24 protein-coding genes are annotated in these 23,327 nt (G+C 56.4%); 12 read left to right on the top strand and 12 right to left on the bottom strand.

Annotation, left to right across the window (positions count from 1 at the left end; all coding sequences use genetic code 11):
• Nucleotides 1-4: 4 nt before the first annotated feature.
• Both RRF56_RS20950 and RRF56_RS20945 read right to left on the bottom strand, forming a co-directional pair.
• Nucleotides 5-1,009: an ATP-binding cassette domain-containing protein gene (locus tag RRF56_RS20950; RefSeq protein WP_317035101.1), complete on the bottom strand. Its 1,005-nt coding sequence runs from the start codon at nucleotides 1,007-1,009 to the stop codon at nucleotides 5-7.
• Between the two features lie 67 nt (nucleotides 1,010-1,076).
• Nucleotides 1,077-1,520 (bottom strand): orange carotenoid protein N-terminal domain-containing protein, encoded by a 444-nt coding sequence (locus tag RRF56_RS20945; RefSeq protein WP_317035100.1) that lies wholly within the window; start codon nucleotides 1,518-1,520, stop codon nucleotides 1,077-1,079.
• 481 nt (nucleotides 1,521-2,001) lie between these two features.
• On the opposite strand from RRF56_RS20945, the gene RRF56_RS20940 reads away from it, so the two are divergent.
• The gene (locus RRF56_RS20940; RefSeq protein WP_317035099.1) at nucleotides 2,002-2,397 is read left to right on the top strand and encodes a polymer-forming cytoskeletal protein; all 396 of its coding nucleotides are present in this window, start codon (nucleotides 2,002-2,004) and stop codon (nucleotides 2,395-2,397) included.
• A gap of 9 nt (nucleotides 2,398-2,406) precedes the next feature.
• Here the strand turns inward: RRF56_RS20940 and RRF56_RS20935 are convergent, their stop codons facing one another.
• Nucleotides 2,407-2,562, bottom strand: coding sequence for a hypothetical protein (locus tag RRF56_RS20935; protein WP_317035098.1), 156 nt, complete (start codon nucleotides 2,560-2,562; stop codon nucleotides 2,407-2,409).
• 191 nt (nucleotides 2,563-2,753) lie between these two features.
• On the opposite strand from RRF56_RS20935, the gene RRF56_RS20930 reads away from it, so the two are divergent.
• The 4 genes from RRF56_RS20930 to lexA all read left to right on the top strand — a co-directional run bounded on the left by RRF56_RS20930 (nucleotide 2,754) and on the right by lexA (nucleotide 6,861).
• The gene (locus tag RRF56_RS20930; protein ID WP_317035097.1) at nucleotides 2,754-3,242 is read left to right on the top strand and encodes a hypothetical protein; all 489 of its coding nucleotides are present in this window, start codon (nucleotides 2,754-2,756) and stop codon (nucleotides 3,240-3,242) included.
• Between the two features lie 68 nt (nucleotides 3,243-3,310).
• Nucleotides 3,311-4,048: a serine O-acetyltransferase gene (gene cysE / locus RRF56_RS20925; protein ID WP_317035096.1), complete on the top strand. Its 738-nt coding sequence runs from the start codon at nucleotides 3,311-3,313 to the stop codon at nucleotides 4,046-4,048.
• A gap of 853 nt (nucleotides 4,049-4,901) precedes the next feature.
• The gene (rpoD, locus tag RRF56_RS20920) at nucleotides 4,902-6,041 is read left to right on the top strand and encodes an RNA polymerase sigma factor RpoD (RefSeq protein ID WP_317035095.1); all 1,140 of its coding nucleotides are present in this window, start codon (nucleotides 4,902-4,904) and stop codon (nucleotides 6,039-6,041) included.
• 205 nt (nucleotides 6,042-6,246) lie between these two features.
• Nucleotides 6,247-6,861 carry a transcriptional repressor LexA gene (gene lexA / locus RRF56_RS20915; protein ID WP_317035094.1) on the top strand — a complete coding sequence of 205 codons (615 nt, stop codon included), beginning with the start codon at nucleotides 6,247-6,249 and terminating at the stop codon, nucleotides 6,859-6,861.
• Nucleotides 6,862-7,095: 234 nt separating this feature from the next.
• On the opposite strand, the gene RRF56_RS20910 is transcribed toward lexA, so the two are convergent.
• From RRF56_RS20910 to rimI, 6 genes are all read right to left on the bottom strand, one after another.
• Nucleotides 7,096-7,611: a hypothetical protein gene (locus tag RRF56_RS20910; protein WP_317035093.1), complete on the bottom strand. Its 516-nt coding sequence runs from the start codon at nucleotides 7,609-7,611 to the stop codon at nucleotides 7,096-7,098.
• A 15-nt stretch (nucleotides 7,612-7,626) separates the two neighbouring features.
• Nucleotides 7,627-8,664, bottom strand: coding sequence for a UDP-3-O-(3-hydroxymyristoyl)glucosamine N-acyltransferase (lpxD, locus tag RRF56_RS20905; protein ID WP_317035092.1), 1,038 nt, complete (start codon nucleotides 8,662-8,664; stop codon nucleotides 7,627-7,629).
• 37 nt (nucleotides 8,665-8,701) lie between these two features.
• On the bottom strand, nucleotides 8,702-10,075 hold the full coding sequence (rlmD, locus tag RRF56_RS20900; RefSeq protein WP_317035091.1) for a 23S rRNA (uracil(1939)-C(5))-methyltransferase RlmD: 1,374 nt from the start codon (nucleotides 10,073-10,075) through the stop codon (nucleotides 8,702-8,704).
• A gap of 261 nt (nucleotides 10,076-10,336) precedes the next feature.
• Nucleotides 10,337-10,510: a hypothetical protein gene (locus tag RRF56_RS20895; protein WP_317035090.1), complete on the bottom strand. Its 174-nt coding sequence runs from the start codon at nucleotides 10,508-10,510 to the stop codon at nucleotides 10,337-10,339.
• Between the two features lie 194 nt (nucleotides 10,511-10,704).
• Complete coding sequence (locus tag RRF56_RS20890; protein WP_317035089.1) at nucleotides 10,705-13,170, bottom strand: ATP-dependent Clp protease ATP-binding subunit; 2,466 nt, start codon at nucleotides 13,168-13,170, stop codon at nucleotides 10,705-10,707.
• Nucleotides 13,171-13,379: 209 nt separating this feature from the next.
• Entirely contained in the window at nucleotides 13,380-14,057 is a 678-nt protein-coding gene (rimI, locus tag RRF56_RS20885; RefSeq protein WP_317035088.1) for a ribosomal protein S18-alanine N-acetyltransferase, read from the bottom strand.
• 228 nt (nucleotides 14,058-14,285) lie between these two features.
• On the opposite strand from rimI, the gene lysA reads away from it, so the two are divergent.
• The 7 genes from lysA to RRF56_RS20850 all read left to right on the top strand — a co-directional run bounded on the left by lysA (nucleotide 14,286) and on the right by RRF56_RS20850 (nucleotide 21,343).
• The gene (gene lysA / locus RRF56_RS20880; protein ID WP_317035087.1) at nucleotides 14,286-15,698 is read left to right on the top strand and encodes a diaminopimelate decarboxylase; all 1,413 of its coding nucleotides are present in this window, start codon (nucleotides 14,286-14,288) and stop codon (nucleotides 15,696-15,698) included.
• 97 nt (nucleotides 15,699-15,795) lie between these two features.
• Nucleotides 15,796-16,716 carry a diadenylate cyclase CdaA gene (cdaA, locus tag RRF56_RS20875; RefSeq protein ID WP_410510501.1) on the top strand — a complete coding sequence of 307 codons (921 nt, stop codon included), beginning with the start codon at nucleotides 15,796-15,798 and terminating at the stop codon, nucleotides 16,714-16,716.
• A complete protein-coding gene (locus RRF56_RS20870) occupies nucleotides 16,713-17,468 on the top strand; it encodes an isoprenyl transferase (RefSeq protein WP_317035085.1) in 756 nt (251 codons plus the stop codon). Before cdaA ends, RRF56_RS20870 begins: the two co-directional genes overlap by 4 nt.
• A 22-nt stretch (nucleotides 17,469-17,490) precedes the next feature.
• Nucleotides 17,491-18,024: a CDP-diacylglycerol--glycerol-3-phosphate 3-phosphatidyltransferase gene (gene pgsA, locus RRF56_RS20865; protein WP_317035084.1), complete on the top strand. Its 534-nt coding sequence runs from the start codon at nucleotides 17,491-17,493 to the stop codon at nucleotides 18,022-18,024.
• A 186-nt stretch (nucleotides 18,025-18,210) separates the two neighbouring features.
• Nucleotides 18,211-18,393 carry a CsbD family protein gene (locus tag RRF56_RS20860; RefSeq protein WP_317035083.1) on the top strand — a complete coding sequence of 61 codons (183 nt, stop codon included), beginning with the start codon at nucleotides 18,211-18,213 and terminating at the stop codon, nucleotides 18,391-18,393.
• 298 nt (nucleotides 18,394-18,691) lie between these two features.
• Complete coding sequence (locus RRF56_RS20855; protein WP_317035082.1) at nucleotides 18,692-20,545, top strand: ABC transporter ATP-binding protein; 1,854 nt, start codon at nucleotides 18,692-18,694, stop codon at nucleotides 20,543-20,545.
• 390 nt (nucleotides 20,546-20,935) lie between these two features.
• Nucleotides 20,936-21,343 (top strand): DUF4346 domain-containing protein, encoded by a 408-nt coding sequence (locus tag RRF56_RS20850; RefSeq protein WP_317035081.1) that lies wholly within the window; start codon nucleotides 20,936-20,938, stop codon nucleotides 21,341-21,343.
• 90 nt (nucleotides 21,344-21,433) lie between these two features.
• Here the strand turns inward: RRF56_RS20850 and RRF56_RS20845 are convergent, their stop codons facing one another.
• The 3 genes from RRF56_RS20845 to RRF56_RS20835 form a co-directional block, all read right to left on the bottom strand.
• Nucleotides 21,434-21,775, bottom strand: a complete 342-nt coding sequence (locus tag RRF56_RS20845; protein ID WP_317035080.1) for a hypothetical protein — start codon at nucleotides 21,773-21,775, stop codon at nucleotides 21,434-21,436.
• 324 nt (nucleotides 21,776-22,099) lie between these two features.
• Nucleotides 22,100-22,255: a hypothetical protein gene (locus tag RRF56_RS20840; protein ID WP_317035079.1), complete on the bottom strand. Its 156-nt coding sequence runs from the start codon at nucleotides 22,253-22,255 to the stop codon at nucleotides 22,100-22,102.
• An 8-nt stretch (nucleotides 22,256-22,263) separates the two neighbouring features.
• Nucleotides 22,264-23,205, bottom strand: coding sequence for a cobalamin-binding protein (locus RRF56_RS20835; protein ID WP_317035078.1), 942 nt, complete (start codon nucleotides 23,203-23,205; stop codon nucleotides 22,264-22,266).
• Nucleotides 23,206-23,327 lie beyond the last annotated feature (122 nt).

Below are 23,327 nucleotides of genomic sequence, written 5' to 3'. Positions count from 1 at the left end.
CACCTCACGCCGATTTCCTGCCGCCCAGTTCTGCCGAACCAGCTGAGAACACCCGGCCAATCACTTCCTCCACGGGCGGATCGCTCACGGTCAAGTCTTGCACGTCTAGATCGCCTAGAAGCTGGCTCACGGTGTGGGTCAGCGCTTCACGGCGCACAATCAGTCGAGCCGTACAGCCCTCTAAGCTCTCTAATTCACCGTAGCGGCTGAGAATAGCGGCATCGCCATCGGTGGCCAGGTCTAGGGTCACTTCGCGGTAGGGGGCAAAGCGATCAAGCAACCCCTCCAGGCTACCGTCGTAGATCAGCTGCCCCTGGTAAATCAAGAGCACCCGTCGGCATAGGGCCGTGATGTCGGCCATGTAGTGGCTAGTGAGCAAAATTGTGGCCTGATAGCGGCGGTTGTAGTCCCGCAAGAACTCACGCACCGCTACCTGGGCATTGACATCTAAGCCCAGGGTAGGCTCATCTAAAAACAGCACCTGGGGGCGATGCAGCAGAGCCGCCATCATTTCAGCCTTCATCCGCTCTCCTAAAGAAAGCTTGCGCACGGGCTGAGTCAGCTGGGCCTGAAGCGACAGCATGTCGGCCAGTTCATCAACTCGGTAGCGAAACTCTTTATCGGACAGACCATAGATCGCGCCGTTGATGCGTAGAGAGTCGAGCGCAGGCAGGTCCCACAGCAGCTGCTGCTTCTGACCCATAACCAGGGTAATGTCCTGCAAAAAGCTGGCCCGCCGCTGAAAAGGGATGTGATCGCCTACGCGCACCGACCCATTAGACGGATGAATCAACCCCGTCAGCATCTTTAGAGTCGTGGTTTTGCCAGCCCCGTTAGGCCCCAAAAAGCCCACCACTTCCCCAGGCTCGATGTGAAACGATATGTCCTGCACCGCCTGCACCATGCGGTACTGGCGGCGCAAAAAATGCTTCAGAGTGCCCCCTAAGCCTGCTTCTTTTAGAGCAACGGGGTAGTGTTTGCTGAGCTGTTCGACATCAATAGTGGGCATGGCAGAGAACAACCTGGGGATAGTTGGCCAATGGCTTTCACTTTACCGCCAACGCCCTCAATTGGCCCTAGCTCACTACCCGGCGTAAAAAGTGCAGGCGCTCGTTGAGGCCCATGGTGTTGAGACGGGTTAGCAAGGGTTGGGTCATAGCAGAGCCGGTTTGGCAGGTCGCCATGGGCAACCTGCTAGCGGGCATCAGATGAAACAACCGGTGCCAAAAGGCCAGCTTCATATTGGCATTGAGCGCTTGATAAACCTGGGTAAAGCGAGTATCGGCCCCCGATAGAATATCGCGCAAAACCGAGAGTTGATCTTGGGGATCGACCTGCTGGATTTGGCTAATCAACTGCTGCACCGCTTGGGAAAACAGGGCTACCGGGGCGATCGCCGCAAAGGCCTGCCCGAGAGTGTCGTAGATTTGCCAGAGCACCGCGATTTGGCAGTCTACATCAGCAGCTTCAAAGGCTTGAACGGTCTGCTCAAACTGGAGGGGAATGTCAATAGCAGTCATAGGAGGTTTCCTCAAAGGGCTTGTTATGGGGAGACAGAGGTGAGACAGCCAGACTTCACGCAGTCTGACTGGCGGGCGACGAGCGCAAAGACAACGGCCTTTACGCTCGTTTTTTGGAGCTAAAACAACGATGCTTTTGGGGAGCAAGGCGAAAACGGGAAGAAAAGCGGGGATCAATCCAATAGTTTTTATCGTCTATTTATATTGATCCCTGTGCTTTTTGAATAAAGTGCGTTTCTTCCAAGTTTCTTTTGATTTAAAGCGTAGCTAGGACTCACAGTGATGACTATCTTCCCCAAGATGGGGAAAATCCAACCAAAAAGGTGATTATTATCCGAGCTAGGGCCATTGTCTTTTAAAATTTAGTTACATTTTAATGACTTCGCTGGGCGGCTCAGTCAGGGGTGGTTGTCAGTAGGCGACCCCTCTTTGCCCAGCCGGTGATCGAAGTCCTGTTCTCTCACGCTCCGAGGGCAAGTTGATGTTCAAGCGCAAGCCGACTCCGCCGTTGACCTACCTGAGTCAAAAAACTGAGTTCGAAGGAGTACTCCATGCCGAGGGCATGTTACGAGTAGACGGCATCATTCACGGCACCGTAGATATCAAAGGAGATTTAGAGATTTCGACGACTGGGTTGATTGAAGGCCCCGAAGTAAAGGCCCACAATATTGTGGTGCAGGGTGTGCTAAAGGCTCGAGTATTAGCTGAGGGCAAACTCACCCTCAGCCGCACCGCTCGCTTAGAGGGCGACGTGGTCGCGGGTGCCCTCGAAATTGAACCCGGTGCCTACTACACTGGCTACATCGAAACCCGCGATGCTAAGTCGCTACCACCGGTGCGGGAAGTACCCGAACTCTACGGCACGACCGAGTTGTGAGGTGCTTCCTTAATCGCGCATCAGCCAGGTCACTAGGACTAGAACTATAGCCCCCAACAGCCAGGGACCCGGCACCAATAAAGTACCCAGATCGGGCAGACGATCGACGGTGGTACCAATCACCCATGAGGCCACAACGCAAATAATCAGCAGTATCACCTCCATCGCTGAGCCCTCCTGGGCAGTAATAGCTTACTTAACCACTTGCTATAGGTAAGGGGTGACATCAGCCCCTGAGTGACCTGTGGGATCTTGCCTGTGGGATCTTGATAGACAGTTTGAACTTCTGTCTATTATGAAGCGCGATCGCAGCCACAGCCTATCACCATGAAACTAAACCACGCGAGGCTACACCCATGGCCACTACAGATAAATACCGTCGGCACGGATCAATGGCCCTCGCCACCGGACTACTACTAGGAATCGTGGGGACATTGCCCGTTTTAGCCCAGGCTAATTTTGAGACATTCAATCTATCTGAGGCCAGCCCTACCAGCAGGGTCAGTGGTTTCACCACCGGCATTGTTGCCCTCTCTAATATCGCTGGGCGTGACGGGCGTGGGACTATCTGCGCCGGGTTTGCCGACACCACTCCCGATCACATCATGGTCTTAGAGCAAGACTTTGACTCTCTTATCCTTCAAGTCGACAGTGGCGGCAACGACACCAGCCTGCTGATTCAGGGACCTAACGACAGTACTGTCCGCTGCGGTCAAGACACTAACCGCCGCAACCCCGATGCCCGCGTCGAAGACCAGGGCTGGCAGACCGGCACCTACCGAATCTGGGTAGGCTCCCACCACCAGGGACAGCGCTACAACTACTCCCTCAGCGTCAGCCCGTAGATGTTGCAAGCCGGGGGCAGGCCCACGCTAGGATAGGGAAGTTGCCTGTTCATCTATCCTCAATTGCTGTGCTCAAAACCCTGATTGCCGATTTTCGCATCGTGTTCGAGCGTGACCCAGCGGCCCGCAACTGGCTAGAGGTGCTGACCTGCTACCCTGGTTTGCACGCCCTAGCGCTGCACCGGTTTAGCCACTGGCTATGGAACCTGGGCTTACCTGTGGTGCCCAGGCTAATCTCCCACCTAGCTCGGTTTCTCACCGGCATTGAAATACACCCCGGGGCCACTATTGGTAAAGGCGTCTTTATCGACCACGGCATGGGGGTAGTCATCGGCGAGACTGCCATTATTGGCGATTACGCCCTGATCTATCAGGGCGTAACTTTGGGAGGCACCGGTAAAGAGATCGGTAAGCGCCACCCCACCCTAGGTGACAACGTCATCGTCGGGGCTGGAGCAAAAGTGTTGGGCAACATTTATCTGGGCCACAATGTCCGCATTGGCGCTGGTTCAGTGGTACTGCGAGAAGTACCCTCCGACTGCACCGTAGTGGGCGTGCCAGGCCGCATCGTCTACCGCGCCGGAGAGCGTGCCGAGCCTCTAGAGCATGGTCGTCTGCCCGACTCCGAGGCACAGGTTATTCGTGCCTTGCTCGACCGCATTGAAGCGTTAGAGAAAGAGGTGCAGGCCATTAACCAAACTCGTCCCGAGCGCGTCCTAGTCAGCGCTGTGGCCTCCAAGAACGGAATTCACTGCCGTTTAGAAAACCGGACCATTGAAGAATTCCTCGATGGCAGCGGCATTTGATTGAAATCCTCCGGCATCAGCGCCATCAACCACACTAGGAAGCTGTCTATGGGCTGCCCGCCAACGGGTAGCCCATAATGTTAAGGCAGCCTTAGCATTTAGTAATATCAGGTCCGCTTAAATACTCCTAATCTGTCATTCCCACGGAAGTGGGAATCCATTTTGGATAAGTTACTCCGGGATGGATTCCCGCCTCTGCGGGAATGACACGCAAGCCATTTTCTGTTGGTTAATTAATCGGACTTCACATAAGGATCCAAAGTTAAGGCAAAATCGCCACAGCAGCCACAGGATCCGAGTAATCACTTAAAAATCAACTAACATCTCACAAGAATGTAAGGCTTCTGTTACAAAGTCATCGTTCTCTGGGTGGCGATCGACAGAACAGCAACTCACTATAAGCGCGCCTGACCGACCTAAGGCTTTGCTGGCAAATCGATAGATTTGGACTTCTATTGACTAAAAACCCTGGCCAAAAGTAGTTTATTTGTTCTATTCACTCCTCATTTAGTCCTTTTTTGCTCAATTCTAGATTGGCTTTCTTGCCCTTTTATTAAGCCTTTCAGCCGATTGCCGCTCCGCTCTAGAAAGTTGGGGTGGTACATCACCTGATATTGCAGTTAAAATTGAAAAGCCTTGGCTCCGCTGATGTATTCCTCTAGATAGAGGCGGCGGTTAGCACCAAGTCAACCGCTCCGGGCCAGGGCCTGCGATAGCTTAGTTCCTAAGCACTATCATTTAGGCCCAGGTAATAGATCCGCACTTTCTCGGAACTGTGGGCATCTATCTAACGGAACTGTTAATCTGATCACAGCCTTTGTCTTTCAACTTTAAGGAGCACGAGGATCGCGGCATGACCCAAGCAAATCATCTGCTCGGCACCATCGACCCTGACACTGAACTCGATCTACTGATCGACGGTAACGATAGTGACGAGAATTTTGTTGCTCAAGATGACGAGGCCGGCGCGGATGAAAAAGCGCCGAAGGGGAAAGCAACCCGCCGCCGAGCTCAAACCAAAAAGCGCCACTACACTGAAGATTCCATTCGGCTTTACCTGCAAGAGATTGGTCGGATTCGGCTACTGCGTGCCGAAGAAGAAATTGAACTAGCCCGTAAAATTGCTGATTTACTTAAGCTAGAGCGCATTCAAGACGAACTGTTTGACTCGCTCGAGCGCGAACCCTCTGATATTGAGTGGGCCGCTGCCGTAAGCCAAGACGAGGGCGCAAACTACACCCTGGCTAGCTTCCGCCATCGCCTGCACATTGGTCGCCGGGCCAAGGACAAAATGGTTCAATCGAACCTGCGTCTAGTGGTTTCGATCGCCAAAAAGTACATGAACCGTGGCCTTTCCTTCCAAGATTTGATTCAAGAAGGCAGCCTGGGCCTCATCCGCGCCGCTGAAAAGTTTGACCACGAAAAGGGCTATAAATTCTCGACCTACGCTACCTGGTGGATTCGCCAGGCGATCACCCGAGCGATCGCCGATCAGTCTCGCACCATTCGCCTGCCGGTGCACCTGTACGAAACCATCTCTCGGATCAAAAAGACCACTAAGCTCCTTTCTCAAGAGCTAGGCCGCAAGCCTACCGAGGAAGAAATCGCTACCCGCATGGAAATGACCATTGAGAAGCTGCGGTTTATTGCCAAATCGGCCCAGCTACCCATTTCCCTCGAAACCCCTATCGGTAAAGAAGAAGATTCTCGCCTCGGGGACTTTATTGAATCCGATGGCGAAACTCCTGAAGACCAGGTTTCTAAGAGTCTGCTGCGGGAAGATCTAGAAAGCGTACTAGGCACCCTCAGCCCTCGGGAACGCGATGTGTTACGTCTGCGCTATGGCCTAGACGATGGCCGGATGAAGACTCTAGAAGAAATTGGTCAGATCTTCAACGTCACCCGCGAGCGTATTCGCCAAATTGAAGCTAAAGCATTGCGCAAACTACGCCATCCCAACCGCAATAGCATCTTGAAGGAATACATTCGCTAAGCTCCACCCTGATTTAAGCTCTGGGCCCCGTCTACCTTAGAGCTGGCATATCAAAGAAGGCTACCTTAGGGTGGCCTTCTTTTTTAACGCGTTCAAATGGGCATAGAGGGCCGCTCAGCTAAATGTTTGCGGCTACAGTGGACAGACTGCTATCAAGTTGGTACACTTGTTCTGTAAAGTAACCCGACGCCCTAGTTGAATCCCTATGGAATCCCTAACAACCGCTCAACAGGAGCTATACGACTGGCTGATTGAGTATATTCGTACCAACCAGCACTCTCCTTCTATTCGGCAAATGATGCGGGCCATGAATTTGCGCTCTCCTGCCCCAATTCAAAGTCGTTTAGAGCACTTAAAAAATAAGGGGTATATCGAATGGAGCGAGGGTAAAGCCCGCACCATTCGAGTCCGGGATGACCTGCGCGGAGTACCCATTTTAGGCACCATTGCCGCTGGCTTTGTCAATGAAGCCTTTACCGATAGCGTCGAGCGTCTCGACCTCAACGGATTACCTCTACAGTCGGGTGATTATGCCCTAAAGGTTACCGGAGACAGCATGGTTGAGGCCATGATTCAAGATGGGGATGTGGTCATCATGCGCCCGGTCAAAGATCCCCATGGTATTCGGGAGGGCACTATCGTTGCTGCTCGGGTAGAAACTGGTACCACGCTCAAGTCATTCCATCGCCAAGGCAACCAGGTGCAACTCAAACCCGCTAACCCCAATTACCCAATCATGGAGTTCCCGGCAGAGCTAGTAGACGTCCAGGGACGCCTGGTGGCAGTATGGCGCGGCATTGACCCAGACTTTACCATTTAGCTCTCGGCATCAAGTGCCCATAGTGATTCAGTTCCGTCGAGGAGCTAAGTCCTCGACGGAATTTTTGAAGTCCTCCCGAGGGCCTAGGCCCTGCGCCACGACACCGGGGTGGCTTCTTCAGAGATCTCCTTATCTCAAATCCGCATTGCATAACCCCGATGCCTAAAAGGCCAAACCGTAGGGACGCATGGCATGCGCCCTGCTGAGCCAGGGGGAAGCAAGCAGGATTCAGGATTAGGCCTCTTCCGTATCGGACAACTCGATAGAAGAGGGCGTGTTGAGGCAGGCGAGGCAGTGCCTAAGGGTATCGCGCACCGATGCGTGGGTGTATTCATCATCGGGGTGGGGCGGTTGACCGGGCTGTTGAAAGTGGGGCCGACTATCGTAGAGTTGCCCCCAGGTAACATCGGTCTGGCGCACCAGTTCGTAGAGGGTTTCGGGCGATCGCAGCACTGAAGCCAGCAAATCTTTGACCGCCTCAGCAGGATGCTTGAGGTGGCGGCTGAGGCGAGCGTCGTCGTCGGCTAACCACTGTTCTAACACTCGATGCAGCGCACCTGGGCCATCCACTAAGGCTTCTTTGAGGGCCTGCTGGGCTTCGTGCTTAGCCACCACCAAGCGAGGCACCGGGGAGGCTCCCTTCATAAAGTCGCCAGCTTCCTGGCCAATGGCATCGGCCAGCGTATAGGAACGACCGAGGCGAATCTCCTGTTGAATATTGAGGGTATCGTCGGAGGAATCAGCAGCCATGGGGGTTAGTAAGGTCTAGGGCAGGTGCTTTTGCAGCCGCTGGAGCGTTTTATACATCTCCGGCAGGCGACGATACACTGCCGAGGCCTTAAGAAAGACTCTGTGGGGTAGGGCCGGCACGCCAGTGACGATTTCGCCGGGGGCAACATCGCCATGGATGCCTGCTTTAGCGGTAGCGATCGCGCCATCGCCGATAGTAGCCTGGTTGGCAATGCCCACCTGTCCGGCCAAAATCACGCGATCGCCAATGGTGACCCCGCCCGCCATGCCTACCTGGGCCGCCATCGCCACCCCAGCACCGACCTGGCAGCCGTGGGCAATATGCACCAGGTTGTCGAGCTTGGTGCCACGACCCACGCGGGTGGTGCCGACGGCGGGGCGATCGATGGTCGTGTTGCTGCCCACCCGCACACCATCCTCAATCACCACATAGCCCGACTGATCCATTTTTTCCCACCCTGCGGCTGTGGGCACAAAGCCAAAGCCTTCGGCCCCAATCACCGCACCGCTGTGAATGGTGCAGTCGGTACCAATCTGCACCCGCTCATGGATCACACAGTTGGCATGGAGCACAGTGCGATCGCCGACCCGCGCCTCTGGATAGACCACCACATTGGGGTGAATACAAACCCCATCGCCCAGGTGTACCCCAGCCTGAATAACCGCGTTGGCCCCTATCGCGACCTCGGCTCCGCAGATAACACTGGGATCGATAACGGCGGTAGGGTGAACCCCAGGGGCGGGCTGGTAGGGGGTATAGAACAGGGCAATGGCGCGGGCGAAGGCCAAACGCGGATCAGCAGCACTGAGCCAGGCTAGGCCCCTCTCGGTGGCCTGGGCCTGCAAGACTGGGTTTTGGGGCAAAATCAGAGCCGTGGCCTGGGTGGTAGCCACAAAAGCAGCGAACTTGTCTCCTTCGATGTAGCTCAGCGCGCCAGCCGCAGCCTGATCGACAGCAGCAACCCCAGCAATGTCGGGATCGTAGCCAGGGTTGACCGTCAAGCTAGAGGCAACGGCAATCTGAATTTTGTCGGCAATGGTGCTGAACTTCATAGGAGCTGAGAAAAACGCAGTAAAACCAATCTGGCTTTTACGCTACCAGAAATGCGACGCATTCTACGTGGGGGGTCTGGGGAAAGAAGTCGGCGGGCTGGGCTTTGACCAGGTTGTAGCCGCCCTCGTCCCGCAGAATTTTGAGATCTCGGGCTAGAGTCGCGGGGTCGCAGCTCATGTAGACGATGCGGGGAGGCCGCAGTTCAATTAGAGCATCCAGAACGGTGCGATCGCAGCCCTTGCGCGGCGGGTCAAGCACCACAATATCTAGTGGATCGCTCAAACTAGCAGCGGCGACTGGCAGCAAAGCACCCACATCTCCGGCTCGAAACTCGACATTGTCAATGCCATTCAGCCCCGCATTGGCTAGGCCCTGGGCCACGGCCTCAGCCTGGACCTCTAGGCCCAAACAGCGCTTCGCCACCTGGGCTAAGGGCAGCGTGAGGGTACCCACGCCACAGTAGGCATCAATTAGAGTTTCGCTACCCGTGAGCTGTAGCTCGTCTAAAATGACCTGGAGAATCTGCTCAGCCTGCTCGGTGTTGACCTGAAAAAATGTAGTGGCATGAATGCGGAACCGCAGCCCGGCAAAGATCTCCTCGATGTAGGGTATGCCATCGATCACCAGGGTTTCGGCCCCAAAAATGGCGTTAGTCTTGTCGGGGTTGAGGTTGACGCACACACCGACCAGGTCCGGGTAGCGCTCTCGCCACTCCTGGGCCTGGAGCTCAATATCTTTGAGGTTAGGGGCAGTCGATACCAGCGTCAGCAATTGTTGACCGGTGCGACGCCCCACCCGCAGTGACAGGTGACGCAGTCGTCCCTGGTGCTTAGTCTCGTTGTAGATCGACCAGCCCCGGTCTTGAATATCGCGTTTGACCTCGGCCAGCAACGGGTCGAGCCGATCATCCTGTACGGGGCACTGGTTGAGATTTACCAGCTTGTGGCTGCCCTGGCGAAAGTAACCGGCCTTAACCTGGCCTTCGGGCGATCGCCCCAGGGGGTAGGTGGCTTTGTTGCGGTAGCTCAGCGGGGCATCAGAGCCTAAGATCGGCAGCACGTTGGGCTGTTCAAAGCCACCGATACGCGTAAAGGCATCGACCACCTGTTGCTGTTTGGCCGCCAGTTGCGCCGGGTAGCTCACCGACTGCCACTGGCAGCCGCCGCACTTATCGGCCACAATGCAGGCTGCCCGCACGCGATCGGCAGATGGAGACAACAATTGCCTCACCTTAGCTCGACCAAAGGTGGGCTTAGCCTGTACCAACCGCGCACGAACGGTGTCGCCCGGCACGGTATCGGGGACAAACACCACCCGCTCCTGCCAGCGGCCAAGACCGTCACCGCTGCTACTCAGGTCAGTAATCTCCAGATCAATTGTTTCCCCCTGCTGCCACTGGTCCACGGTCATGCTCCTGCTGTGCTTTCTCAATCCGCCTATCGACTGTAGCAAGGGACGCGACGAATGGGGGGAAGGCTTGACCTAACGAAACCCTGAAGAGGTTGAGTTTTAGGTTTCAGATTGAGGCTGCCCTTTAGACCCAAACGCTGCAACTCAGAGCGTTTAATCGGTGTTGCTGACTTGACCCATGAATTTGGGTAAGGTCAAACAGCCGTTTGCCCCTACGAAGAACGTTGCCGTTTTAATTCATACCTGTTTCAAAAACACCGTTTAATCTTCTTCACGCAAGGCGTCAATGGTTTCAGCGCTGAGCAACGGCTTAAGTTCGGCCTGCACGGTTTCCGGCTGATTGCCCCACAGCATTTTACAAAAGGAGCTTTTACCTTGCTGGCTAGCCCGGTTAAACACCCCGGCTAGTTTTTCGCAGTTGGTGGTGTCGCCCATGGTGAAGCCTCTCCATTCGTGTTGACAGCATAGCCGCTCTTGGGGATCGCCGCCTAATAGCGAAGATTAAACATAATCCTAGCTCTGATGGATTGTTCCTGGGAAGCTAAGAGTATAGCGGCGGGGAGCGCAATAAAATGCCGCCCCCGTTACGGGGGCGGCATCGTCAACAACAGATAATCGACAACTAAGGCTTAGCTTTCGGCGGAGATCAGTTCGCGGCGCTGCTCGGCTTGAATGGTGACCTTGCCAGTATCGTCGACATCGACGGTGGCTGTGTCGCCATCCCCTAGACGGCCAGAGAGAATCTCCTCGGCCAGGGTATCTTCGAGCAGGCGCATAATCGCCCGACGTAAGGGCCGTGCCCCGTAGCTGGGGTTGTAGCCCTCTTCTACTAATCGCTCCTTGAAGCGCTCGGTGACCTGAAGATGAATATTCTTCTCGGTCAAACGAGCAAACACCTCCTTGAGCAGGATGTCGGAGATCTCTTTGACCTCGTCCTTGGTGAGCTGACGGAAGACGATGATTTCGTCGAGGCGGTTGAGGAACTCAGGGCGGAAGTACTGCTTGAGTTCTTCGTTCACCAAGGAGCGGATGCGGTTGTACTGCGATTCGGCCTGGTCTTGCTCAAACTCGAAGCCGAGACCGCCGCCACCCTTCTCGATCACCTTGGAGCCGATGTTCGAGGTCATGATCAGCAGGGTGTTTTTGAAGTCGACTGTGCGGCCCTTGGCATCGGTCAGGCGACCGTCTTCAAGGATTTGCAGCAGCATGTTGAAGACGTCGGGGTGAGCCTTCTCAATCTCGTCGAACAGCACCACAGTATAGGGCCGACGACGCACGGCTTCGGTCAGCTGACCACCTTCGTTGTAACCCACGTAGCCCGGGGGCGAGCCAATCAGCTTGGAAACCGTGTGGCGCTCCATAAACTCAGACATGTCTAGGCGAATCATCGAGTCTTCGGAGCCGAAGAAGTAGGCCGCCAGAGACTTGGCTAGCTCGGTCTTACCAACCCCAGTGGGGCCAGAGAAGACAAAGCTGGCGATGGGCCGGTTGGGGTTTTTGAGGCCGACTCGGGCACGACGGATGGCGCGGGAGATGGCCTTAACCGCTTCGTCTTGGCCAATTAACCGCTGGTGCAGGGTGTCTTCCATGTGCAACAGCTTCTCAGACTCAGACTCGGTGAGCTTGCTCACCGGTACCCCAGTCCAGGAGGCGACGATGTGGGCGATGTCTTCTTCACCGACCACGGGCATGTCTTCGCCCCCGGCGTCTTCGGTAACCTTGTTCTGAGCGATCGCCCGAATTTCGGCCTTGATCTCCATCTCGCGATCGCGCAGTTCCCCAGCTTTGTCAAAGTCTTGGGAGCGCACGGCGTTGTCTTTGTCTTTGAGCACCTGGCGCAGTTCGCGATCGAGCTCCTTCGCTGCCGGGGGCAGCTGGGAGTTGATCAGGCGCACGCGGGAACCGGCTTCATCGATTAGGTCGATGGCCTTGTCGGGCAGAAAGCGGTCGGCAATGTAGCGATCGGAGAGCTTGGCCGCGGCTTCTAGCGCTTCGTCGGCAATCTTGAGCTTGTGGTGCTGTTCGTAGCGATCGCGCAGACCATGAAGAATCTCGATGGTCTCATCGACACTGGGTTCGCCCACCATCACCGGCTGGAAACGGCGCTCTAGGGCGGCGTCGCGCTCGATGTGCTTGCGGTACTCATCGAGGGTGGTGGCCCCAATGCACTGAAGCTCGCCTCTAGCCAGGGCGGGCTTGAGAATGTTGGCGGCGTCGATTGCCCCTTCGGCAGCCCCCGCCCCAATCAGGGTGTGGACTTCGTCGATCACCAGGATGACATTGCCCGCCGTGCGGATCTCATCCATGATTTTCTTCAAGCGCTCTTCAAACTCACCCCGGTACTTGGTACCCGCCACCAGCAGGCCAATGTCGAGGGTGACCACGCGGCGATCTTCGAGGATGTCGGGCACATCACCATTGCCAATGCGCTGGGCCAGCCCCTCGGCGATCGCGGTTTTACCCACACCAGGTTCGCCAATGAGCACCGGGTTGTTTTTGGTGCGGCGACCGAGGATTTGAATCACCCGCTCAATTTCTTTCTGACGACCCACCACTGGATCCAGCTTGCCGTCGGCGGCCATTTGAGTCAGGTTAGAGCCAAATTCGTCTAGGGTGGGGGTCTTGGTGCGACCACCACTGCTTCCGGCAGACACCTCTGCCGTCTCACCCAGCATGCGAATCACCTGGGTGCGCACCTTAGACAGGTCAACGCCCAGGTTTTCGAGAACGCGGGCCGCGACCCCCTCGCCTTCGCGGATCAACCCTAGGAGCAGGTGCTCGGTGCCAATATAGTTGTGGCCGAGCTGACGAGCCTCTTCCAGGGAGAGTTCAAGCACACGCTTGGCTCGGGGGGTAAAAGGAATTTCAACGGCTACGAAGCCGGAGCCACGACCAATAATCTTTTCAACTTCGATGCGCGCATCCTTAAGATTGACGCCCATCGACTTCAAGACCTTGGCGGCTACGCCCGTGCCTTCCCCAATTAACCCCAGGAGAATTTGCTCGGTGCCCACAAAGTTGTGGCCTAACCGACGAGCTTCCTCCTGCGCCAGCATGATGACCTTGATTGCTTTTTCTGTGAAGCGTTCAAACATGATGGTATTAATTACCTGGTGCGTGCCGGATAGGGAAATTCTAGCACAGCGATTTTTATCGGTTGTGCCTTACCAAACAGCCGGTTTACCGACCTTGGGTTGAGTCCTCCCTAAGCTATAGAAACTAGCCGGGATCGCCACTTGTCAACGACTGAATTGTATAAAAAATGTAAATATTCTCAACTTTAAAGGTTGGGGTTTAGGTGCGGTTAACCGATCTTTTTTTCATTACTAATCTGCCATCCCTGGCGGTGTAAACGGCTGCTAGCCAGGGTGCGTCGCTGATGGAGTTGATCGCGGTATTCGGCAGTTTTCAGGGAATTTTGCCAGAGAATCAGGGCATCTTCGCCATTGCTGTAGTAGCGACGTCGGCGGCCTAGGGTATCAAAACCAAAGCTTTCGTAGAGGGCCAACGCCCGGCTATTGGAAGGGCGTACCTCCAACGTAGCGCGGGTTAGGGCGCGATCGCAGGCATCTTCGAGCAAATTCACCAGCAACCACTGCCCCAACCCCCGCCGCTGGTAGCGGGGATCAATCGCCAACACCGTGATATGGGCTTCATCTAAAATCGCCCAGTAGCAGCCCAACCCCATCAGCGTAGGCATTTCGGGGCTGGAAGAGTCGAATAAAGCATCTGGATCCACTGAATCCAAAGGTGTCGGGGTCATAGATAGTTGGGGGCTGGCCATCGAAGCTGTCGATAGATTGGCAGCACCCGTTTGACTACCCTGAGGACTATGCACCAGCATCAGCAGGCAGCTATTGGGGCTATCTAGTTCGCGGCCATAGCCCTCCGCCGACCACAAGCCCCCTAGGGTGCGCTGGTCGAGCGCCACCAAAGCAGCAATATCGTTATGGCTGGGTGGTTGACAGGAAAGATAGCCCACAAGTTTCGATAGTAAATTGCAATTGCAATTGGTTAAATTCCGATTGTTTTAAACGCTTGGGCCTGAAAATCGGCACAGCCCTTAATTGTACACTGGTGCTTGGGGACCATGGCTGAGCTGGGCCATGCTTTACCCCTAGCCGGTTTCCCGACCTGCTCCTTAGCTGTTTAGATCGCAGCTGTTCCAACATCACCCCTGATCACCCCATTTTCTGCGAGCGCAACGTCTATGGTTTCGACTTCTTCTGTACCGGCATCGATGGCCGATAGCCGTCAGTACCTGCCCCCCACTGGCGATAGCTCCCTATCGCCCAACCAGCTGTTGCTGCCGATCACCGCTACGACTACCCCCACCGACCATCTCAGTGTGGGTGGCTGCGATGTGGTCGATCTCGTCGAGCAGTTTGGGTCGCCGCTCTATATTCTCGATGACCATACCCTGCGCACCGCTTGTCGCCAGTACCGCCAGGGGTTTGAGCGCTACTACCCCGGCGAGGCGCTGGTGCTTTACGCCTCTAAGGCCTGGAGCTGCATGGCGGTGTGTGCCGTGGTTACCGACGAAGGCTTGGGCATCGACGTCGTGTCGGCAGGAGAACTACTGACTGCCACTGAAGCTGGCGCGTCTGCGGACAAGATTTATTTTCACGGCAACAACAAGTCTTTTGAGGAGCTGACGCTGGCCGTAGAGGTCGGCTGCCGTATCGTGGTGGACAACTGGCTAGAGCTCAAGTCTCTGGGCGAAATTGCCACTCAGCAGGGCAAAACCGTGCCCATTTTGCTGCGGGTCACCCCCGGCATTGAGTGCCATACCCACGAATACATTCGCACGGGCCACCTTGACAGCAAGTTTGGCTTCGACCCCGACCAGATTGAAGCCGTGTTTGAGTTCCTCGCCGGCCAGCCCCAGATCCAGGCCTTAGGAGTTCATGCCCACATTGGCTCCCAAATTTTTGAGCTGACCCCCCACACCGATCTAGGTGACGTTATGGCCCAGTGGGTGGTCACCGCCCAGCGCTATGGACTCACCCTCACCGAGCTCGATGTGGGCGGCGGCCTGGGCATTCGCTACACCGAGGGCGATGACCCGCCGAGCATAGACACTTGGGTAAAAACCGTGTGCGAGAGCGTTATAGCGGCCTGTGAGGCCAGAAACATACCGTTGCCCAGGCTGCTGTGTGAACCGGGGCGATCGCTCATTGGTTCCGCCTGCGTCACCGCCTACCGGGTCGGTAGCCAGAAAGAAATTCCTGGACTGCGCACCTACGCCTCGGTAGACGGGGGCATGTCTGACAACCCACGCCCGATTACCTACCAGTCGGTCTACCGGGCGCTAGTCGCCAACCGCATGACCGCGCCCCTCAGTGAAACCATCACCCTAGCCGGTAAGCATTGCGAGTCAGGGGATATTCTAATTAAGGACGCGGCTCTACCCGAGTTGAAAAGCGGGGATGTGATTACTATTGCGGGCACAGGTGCCTACAATTACAGCATGGCTTCGAACTATAACCGGGTGCCTCGGCCAGCGGCAGTGCTGGTGGCCGAGGGCGACGCTACCCTGATTATTCGCCGGGAAACTGTGGCCGATCTGCTTCGGCAAGATTGTCTACCCGAAACTCTACGGCCCCAGGCGAAGTCTACCTAAGCCAGCAACCGGTGCTAGCCTTGGGCAGGGTTTTGCCAGGGAGGCTGATCGGGCCGCCCTATCGCACAGCCGCTCAGGCACCATCCTCTAACGCTGCATGATCTACCTCTGGGAGCAATGGCTAACAAACCTAGACCAGGTTAGGTTCGTGCTACAGGCGCTAGATATTGCGCTGGTCTTGCTGCTCAGCTACGTGGTGCTGGTGATCATCGGCGAGAAACGCACGCTGTGGATGGTGCGGGGGCTGATTTTTTTGATGCTGGCAGCGGCGCTGAGCAAGTTTCTAGGGTTAGCCCTGCTGGGTTTTGTGCTCGACAAGCTCGTGATCGGCTCGGCTGTAGCTATGGCCTTTATGCTCCAGGGTGAGTTTCGGCGGCTGCTCGAGCTATTGGGTCAGGGGCGGGTGTGGGAGTTACTTAGCCCCTCCCACGAGACCATGCCCCAGCCTGACAACGTGATTGACGAAATTGTCGATGCGGTGAAAGAACTGTCGCAAAACCGCACCGGGGCGCTGTTGATTCTTGAGATCGACAAGCCGATCGATGAGCGCGACTTTACGGTGCCGGGGGTACGGATCAATGCTGAGGTCTCAAAGGAACTCATTCAAACGATTTTTCAGACCAGCACCCTGCTCCACGACGGGGCTATGCTGGTGCGCGGCGCGCGAATTGCGGCAGCGGGGGTGATCTTGCCTATTTCTGAGCGGGTGGCCTCGCGACAGCTAGGCACCCGCCACCGAGCAGCGATGGGGATTACCGAACGGGTAGAGCATTGTCTTTGTGTTGTGGTATCTGAAGAAACAGGCTCTATTTCACTAGCGGAAGGCGGTATTCTAGATCGGCCTCTGACCAGCAGCCGCCTGCGCAGTATTCTGCGGTCTAAGTTTTCGAAGTCGGTCGATCGCGAGGCAGTAGCTCCCCAACTCAGAAGCCTGGGTCGGCGGCTGGGCAGCCTTGGAGTGACCTACGTGCTGCGCTTGTTTCGTCTATCTTCATCGTCTCCCCGAGAGAAAAAATGACCACCAAGCCTGTTGTTCGCTATGCTCTGCCCGCCGACCTCAAGCCCGATCGCCTACCCCAGCACGTAGCGGTAATTATGGATGGCAACGGGCGCTGGGCCAAACGTCGGGGGCTACCGCGCATTATGGGCCACCGCCGGGGGGTAGACACCCTCAAAATTTTGCTGCGCTGCTGTCGTGACTGGGGCATCGGGGCGCTGACGGCCTACGCGTTCTCCACCGAAAATTGGGGTCGCCCGGTTGAAGAGGTCGATTTTTTGATGGCGCTGTTTGAGCGGGTCCTGCGTCAGGAACTGCTGGAAATGATGGAAGAGAATGTGCGGATTCGCTTTGTGGGCAATCTGGCGGCGCTCCCCTCATCGCTACAAAGCGAGATTCACCAAGCGGTTACCCAAACCCAAGGCAACCACGGCATTGAGTTTACGGTGGCCACTAACTATGGGGGCCGACAGGAGATTGTGCAGGCTTGCCGAGCGATCGCAACTCAAGTGCAGAAGGGCGAACTCAATCCCAGCGAGATTGATGAGGCGCTGTTTAGCCGCCATCTCTACACCTCTGAGATCAGCGATCCTGACCTGCTGATTCGCACGAGCGGCGAAATGCGAATCAGCAATTTTTTGCTGTGGCAGCTGGCCTACGCGGAGATCTATGTCACCGATACGCTCTGGCCCGACTTTGATACCTCGGAGTTTCACCGGGCGATCTATGCCTACCAGCAGCGCGATCGCCGGTTTGGCAAGGTAAAAAGCTAATCCCTCACGCTACCGAGAGCCCATGAACCTCCCGACCTGGATTACCGTTTCTCGCCTGCTGGGCGTTCCGCTGCTGCTAGTGCTGCTCCAGGCTCCGACAACAGCCCAGCGGTGGTGGGCAATGGGGATATTTCTGCTGGCGGCAGGTACCGACTGGCTCGATGGCTATCTGGCCCGCCGACTCAATCAGGTGACCGATTTGGGCAAGTTTCTCGACCCACTGGTAGATAAGCTGCTGGTGCTGGCCCCGCTGCTGATGCTGGTGGAGCTGGGTCAGGTGCCTGCCTGGGGAGTGTTTTTGATTGTGGCGCGAGAGATTACCATCTCAGGCTGGCGGGTCAACCCAGCCATGCAGGGGGGCAAAGTGCCGGGGGCTAACCTGTGGGGTAAGGCTAAGACGGTAGTGCAGATCGCGGCGATCGCCCTGTTAATTGCCCCCCTTCCCCCCGGCTGGGATCTGGCTGCACAACTAATATTCTGGCTAGCGGTGGCCCTCACCCTGGCGTCGGGGCTGGTTTACCTGTGGCCGCAGGATCGCCGTCGCTCCTTGGATTAAGTGGGTTGCCGCTCCGTTGACGATGGGGCGATCGCCTTGAACAAGCAAGCTCCTCTCTCTAGCAACCCTGTCTCTACGGACCTATCTCTACCGAAATGGAGAGAGCAATCCCTGGCCTACTACAGATGGTCAGCCGCGAGTCAGGTCTTAAATTGTAAAAAGACCTTTTGCTAAGGGATTAAGATTATGTCCATTGAAGACCGCGCTCAGGCCACTGCAAAAAATATCGAAGGTAAAATGCAAGCGGCGGTTGGCGAGATTACTGGCGACCCCAAAGACAAGGCTGAAGGGCAAGCCAAACAGCGCCAAGCAGAAGCTACCCACGCTAAAGAAGATGTGAAGGACGCCCTGAAAGACGCTATTGACTAGGGTTGTCTAACATCAGGCTAAATCTTGACTCAAAACGCCACCGGGACCGCAGATTGCGGTCCCGGTGGCGTTTTGGGCTTAATCGAAATTACGGGGGTGTAAAGATCCTGGAAAAGCCGACGCCGCTAGGGCAAAAGGGCAACCCTACCGTATGACCTGTGCATTGCTAAGTTTGATGGGTGGGTGGGTCGCAGTCTGCGAGTTGTCGGTTAGACCAAGAAAGACAATTTCCCCGCCCTCCTATCTTTCTAGCTTTCTAACCCCTCACTCTCCCTAGCCAAGGCGCTATCGTAGGCAAATGAGTGAATATCGGGTAAAACGGATTTCGGCCCCTAAGAAGAAGGCGTCGTGGCGCAATCTGGGCGAATCGCTGGGGATGTATCGCTACGGGCAACGAGCGATCGCCCTGGTGTGGCAGACCGAATGGCGGCTGACCGTGGCCCTAGCGCTACTGACCCTGGTGGCGGGGTTGCTGCCCGCCGCTGTGGCCTACGTTGGCAAGCTAATCGTCGATGCGGTGGTGCAGGCGGCCCAGTCGGGGCTGGCGGCTGACCGCCAGGCCGCTCTGATGTATCTGGCCCTAGAGGCGGTGCTGGTGGCGGTGCTGGCCGGGGCGCGCCAGGGGTTAGGGTTATGCCAGTCGCTGCTGCGGGTGCTGCTGGGGCAGCGGGTCAACCTGATGATTCTCGATAAGGCCCAGACTCTGCCGCTGACTTATTTTGAGGACTCTGAGTTTTACGACAAGATGACCCAGGCGCGGCGAGAGGCCTCGTCGCGCCCTCTGAGCATGGTCAACCGCACCTTTGGGGTAGTGCAGGATGTGCTGTCGTTGCTCACCTTTGGCGGGCTGCTGCTGCAATTTTCGGGCTGGGCGGTGGCGCTGCTAGCGGTGGCCACCCTGCCCGCCTTTGTGGCCGAGACCCAGTTTGCGGGCGAGGCCTTTCGTCTGTTTAAGTGGCGATCGCCCGAAACCCGACAGCAAGTCTATCTAGAAGCCCTGCTGGCCCGAGAAGACTTTGCCAAGGAGGTGAAGTTGTTTGGCCTGGGGCCGCTGCTGATGCAGCGCTATCAAGATATTTTTCAGCGGCTCTATGCCGAAGACCGCAACCTGACGGTGCGCCGCAGCGGCTGGAGCTACGGCCTGGGGCTGCTGAGTACGGCCTCGTTTTACCTGGCCTACTGCTGGATTGTGCTGGAGGCGATCGCAGGCCGCATTTCCCTCGGCGAGCTGACCATGTACCTGACCGTGTTTCGCCAGGGGCAGACCACCTTTGCCAGCACCCTGACGGCGATCGGCGGCATGTACGAAGACGGGCTCTACCTGGCCAACCTCTACGAATTTTTAGAGCAGCCGGTGCCAGAGGATATGGGCACAGCGGTGCGAGGGGTTGACCCCAGCGATGGGCTGCGGTTTGAAGGAGTGTCCTTTAGCTATCCGGGCAGCGATCGCTTGGCTCTAGAAGACGTTTCCTTTCACCTGAGACCGGGCGAAAAAATGGCGATCGTGGGCGAAAACGGCTCCGGCAAAACCACCTTGATCAAGCTGCTCACCCGCCTCTACACTCCCAGCCAAGGGCGGATTCTGCTCGATGGCCGCGACCTGCAAGAGTGGGATAGCGATGTGGTGCAACGGCGCATTGGCGTGATCTTTCAAGACTTTGTGCGCTACCAGTTTAAGGTGGGCGAAAACATCGGCGTGGGCGACGTCACCGACTTTGAAGATGCCCACCGCTGGCAAACCGCCGCCACCAAGGGCACCGCTGCGGAGTTTATTGAGGCTCTGCCCGACGGGTTTGATACCCAGCTTGGGCGCTGGTTTTTTGGGGGCCAAGAGCTATCTGGGGGCCAGTGGCAAAAGATCGCCCTTTCCCGTGCCTTTATGCGCACCAAGGCCGATATTCTCGTGCTCGATGAGCCGACCTCGGCGATGGATGCGGAGGCCGAGACTCGACTGTTTGAGCAGTTTCGCGAGGCCACCCAAGACCAGATGGCAATTTTGATTTCTCACCGATTCTCGACGGTGCGCCGGGCCGACAATATTATTGTGCTGGCCAATGGCAAGCTGATCGAGCAGGGCAGCCATCGAGAACTGCTGCACCAGGATGGGCGCTATGCCCGGCTATTTACCATGCAGGCAGCGGGGTATTTGTAGCCAGTTTTAAGAAGGCTAATATCCCATCCGTATCCCCCCTTAACCCAGATTTTCAAAAGGCCAATTCCGATAGGGTGACATGACATTCGCCCGGCTGAACTAGGGGTCAGCAAGCGGGATTTAGCTCAGCCCTGATGCTGGGGGCGATCGCACCCTAGCGGCCAAAGCACTCACCACCGGCCCAGGTGGGCATGCTAGAACAGCAAAGACCTATGGACAGGGTGAGCCATGGAACGGGGTAGTGGCCGATTTAGATAGCATTGAGCGCTACTGGCTCGATGCCACCGGCATTTCCGATGGCAGCAGTGGCTTTTGTCAATTTGATGGGCCGACCGCGCTACCATAGATGATCGCGTCTTTATCTGGGTTGCGATCGCAGCACCCTGCCCGATGACTGTACCCTCCAGCCCTCAACCCATGAACCAGGCCGAGCGCCACGCCCTAGACCATCAGCTTTCGAAGCGCTACATCGAGCTCGACCCCGATGGTTACTTTTTGATCTATCTCGACGTCGAGCAGGGGCTGATCTGCGCCAAACACTTTAGCAACGTCATTAACGACAAGGGGCTAGCCTGCGACCCCGTGACCGGCAAACCACTGCCCGTGCGCGGCTCGGTCGAACGAGTGCCCACCCGCACCTACAGCGGCCACACTGCCAAAGAACTCTGTATTGCTATTTTTGAAGACCCCGCCACCCCCTGCCCGATCAGCTATCTAGACCATGCGGCCTACCTAGGGCGCGAGTTTATGCGGGCCGAAGCCGCCTTAAATGCCGGAACAGACTACGTTCAAGACTGATGAACCAGGGCCAGCGATCGCTGCCTTCCTGCACCCGGCTCACCCTTGGCCGTGGCAGTAAACAGAACCCTCGGCTAGACTGTCTCCGCGCTAATGCACCCGAGATGCCAGCAGTTGCTCTTCGAGGGCAGCAATGCGGTTGTAGGCAGCCGTTAGCTGGGCCGTCAGCCGTTGAATTTGCACGTCTTGAGAGAATTTAGTTTCGGTATTCTGGCGATCGAGATCGAGGTAGCTGCTATCAAGCAGAATGTCTTTGTGCTCGCAAACGGCATCTAGCCGACCCATCTTTTGCCGGGAGACGCTGCGGTAAGACATTGGGCCAGCCCCCCGCTCATCGGCGGTAATGTCGCAAGCCTGGGTCGCTATCAGCGCAGACACCTGATCGTTGACCTGATCAATCATCTGATGCAGGGCGTCAATCTTATTTGTCAAAAGAATGACTTGGGTTTGGATAGAGTCCATGTGACGCCTGAATTTTTAAATTTCCTCATCATCCTAGACTCACCTCAATAGATTACTAGCCGTCTCCTGAATCATTTAACGTTTATTTGCCTGTGCGGCTCAAGCATTTTCAGGAGCAAAATAAACAAGCTTTTTCTTTCAGGAGAAGCAAAGAAAGGTTTTAACGTGTGAAGGTATTTGATCAAACTGTTACATAACAACAACTATAGCCAAACCCTCCATAAACACATGTTTTAGCTAGAAAAAACCCATATTGGAAAATTTATAGTTCTTGCAGGCAATTTCTGGCTATATCTATAGGGCTGCGGGTCGGGTTGTCTGGGCGGCGGCGGCAGGCTCGGGCGTTATCGCGTTTTCTCTAGCCCTCTGCAACGAAAGTAGGGTGCGATCGGCGGTTAGGGGCTTGCGATCGCGCACCAGTTTCGCTTGCCCGTTGGGCGGGTCGGGCATGAGAACACCTACTCTTCCACTAGCGGTTGCCAGCCCTGGCCTCGGTAGCCGTAGTCAAAGACGTCAGGGTGAAAGATCTCGGCCAAAATTTCGAGGGAATCAACCAGGCGCGGACCAGGGCGATTGAAGTATTGATTGCCGTCAGTAATGTAGATCCGGCCCGTTTGCACCGCCTTGAGCTGCGCCCACTGTGGATGGTTGACCAGCGCCGCACTTTCGCGTCGGGTGATGGCCAGATCGTAGCCGCAGGGCATGATCACAATCACCGCTGGGTCGGCGGTCACCAGGTCATCCCAGCTCATCCAGGGGGAATGTTGACCCACCTGGCCGAAGAGCGATTTACCCCCCGCCAAAGCGACCAGTTCGGGCACCCAGTTGCCCGCCGCCATCAGCGGTTCTGTCCACTCGATACAGGCAACGGTGGGGGTGGTAAGGTCGGTGGTGCGATCGCAACAGGTTTGCACCCGCTGCTTAAGCCCCGCTAAGACAGCCTCTACCTGGGCCTGCCCCGCTTCCCCCAGTAGAGCCACCCCCGTGCTAGAGATGTCGTGCCACACCTCAGCCAGACGGTTGGGGGAGAGAGAAATCACCTTGGGCTGGCTATGGGTGAGTTTGGCAACGGCGGCTTCCACATCACCCAGGCTGACGGCGCAGACTTCGCACTGGGCCTGGGTGATGATGTGGGTGGGCTGAAGTGCCTCTAGCATTTCGATATCGACCCGGTAGACGCTGAGGGCCGAGGTGAGCAGGTCGCTCACCCGCTGATGGATTTCGCCGCTGCTGCCCTCGGGGTTGAATTTGGGCGCAGTGCAAACGGGCAGGGCGGTGACGGCAGGCGGAAAGTCGCACTCGTGGCTGCGACCCACCAAAGAGTCTTCTAGCCCCAATGCACAGACAATCTCAGTGGCGCTGGGGATGAGGGAGATGATGCGGAGGGGCGGTTGGGTCATGGGGAAGGTGCCAATTGAATTTTAGACTTATCCCTAACTTAATTGCCCCCACGCCCCAGTGCAGGAACATGCCCTGACACGCTCCAAACGGTTGTGCCAGTTTGCGTTTAGAGACCGGGTAC

Source organism: Nodosilinea sp. E11 (assembly GCF_032813545.1).
GTDB lineage: Bacteria > Cyanobacteriota > Cyanobacteriia > Phormidesmidales > Phormidesmidaceae > Nodosilinea.
This window is presented reverse-complemented; position numbering and strand designations above follow the sequence as displayed.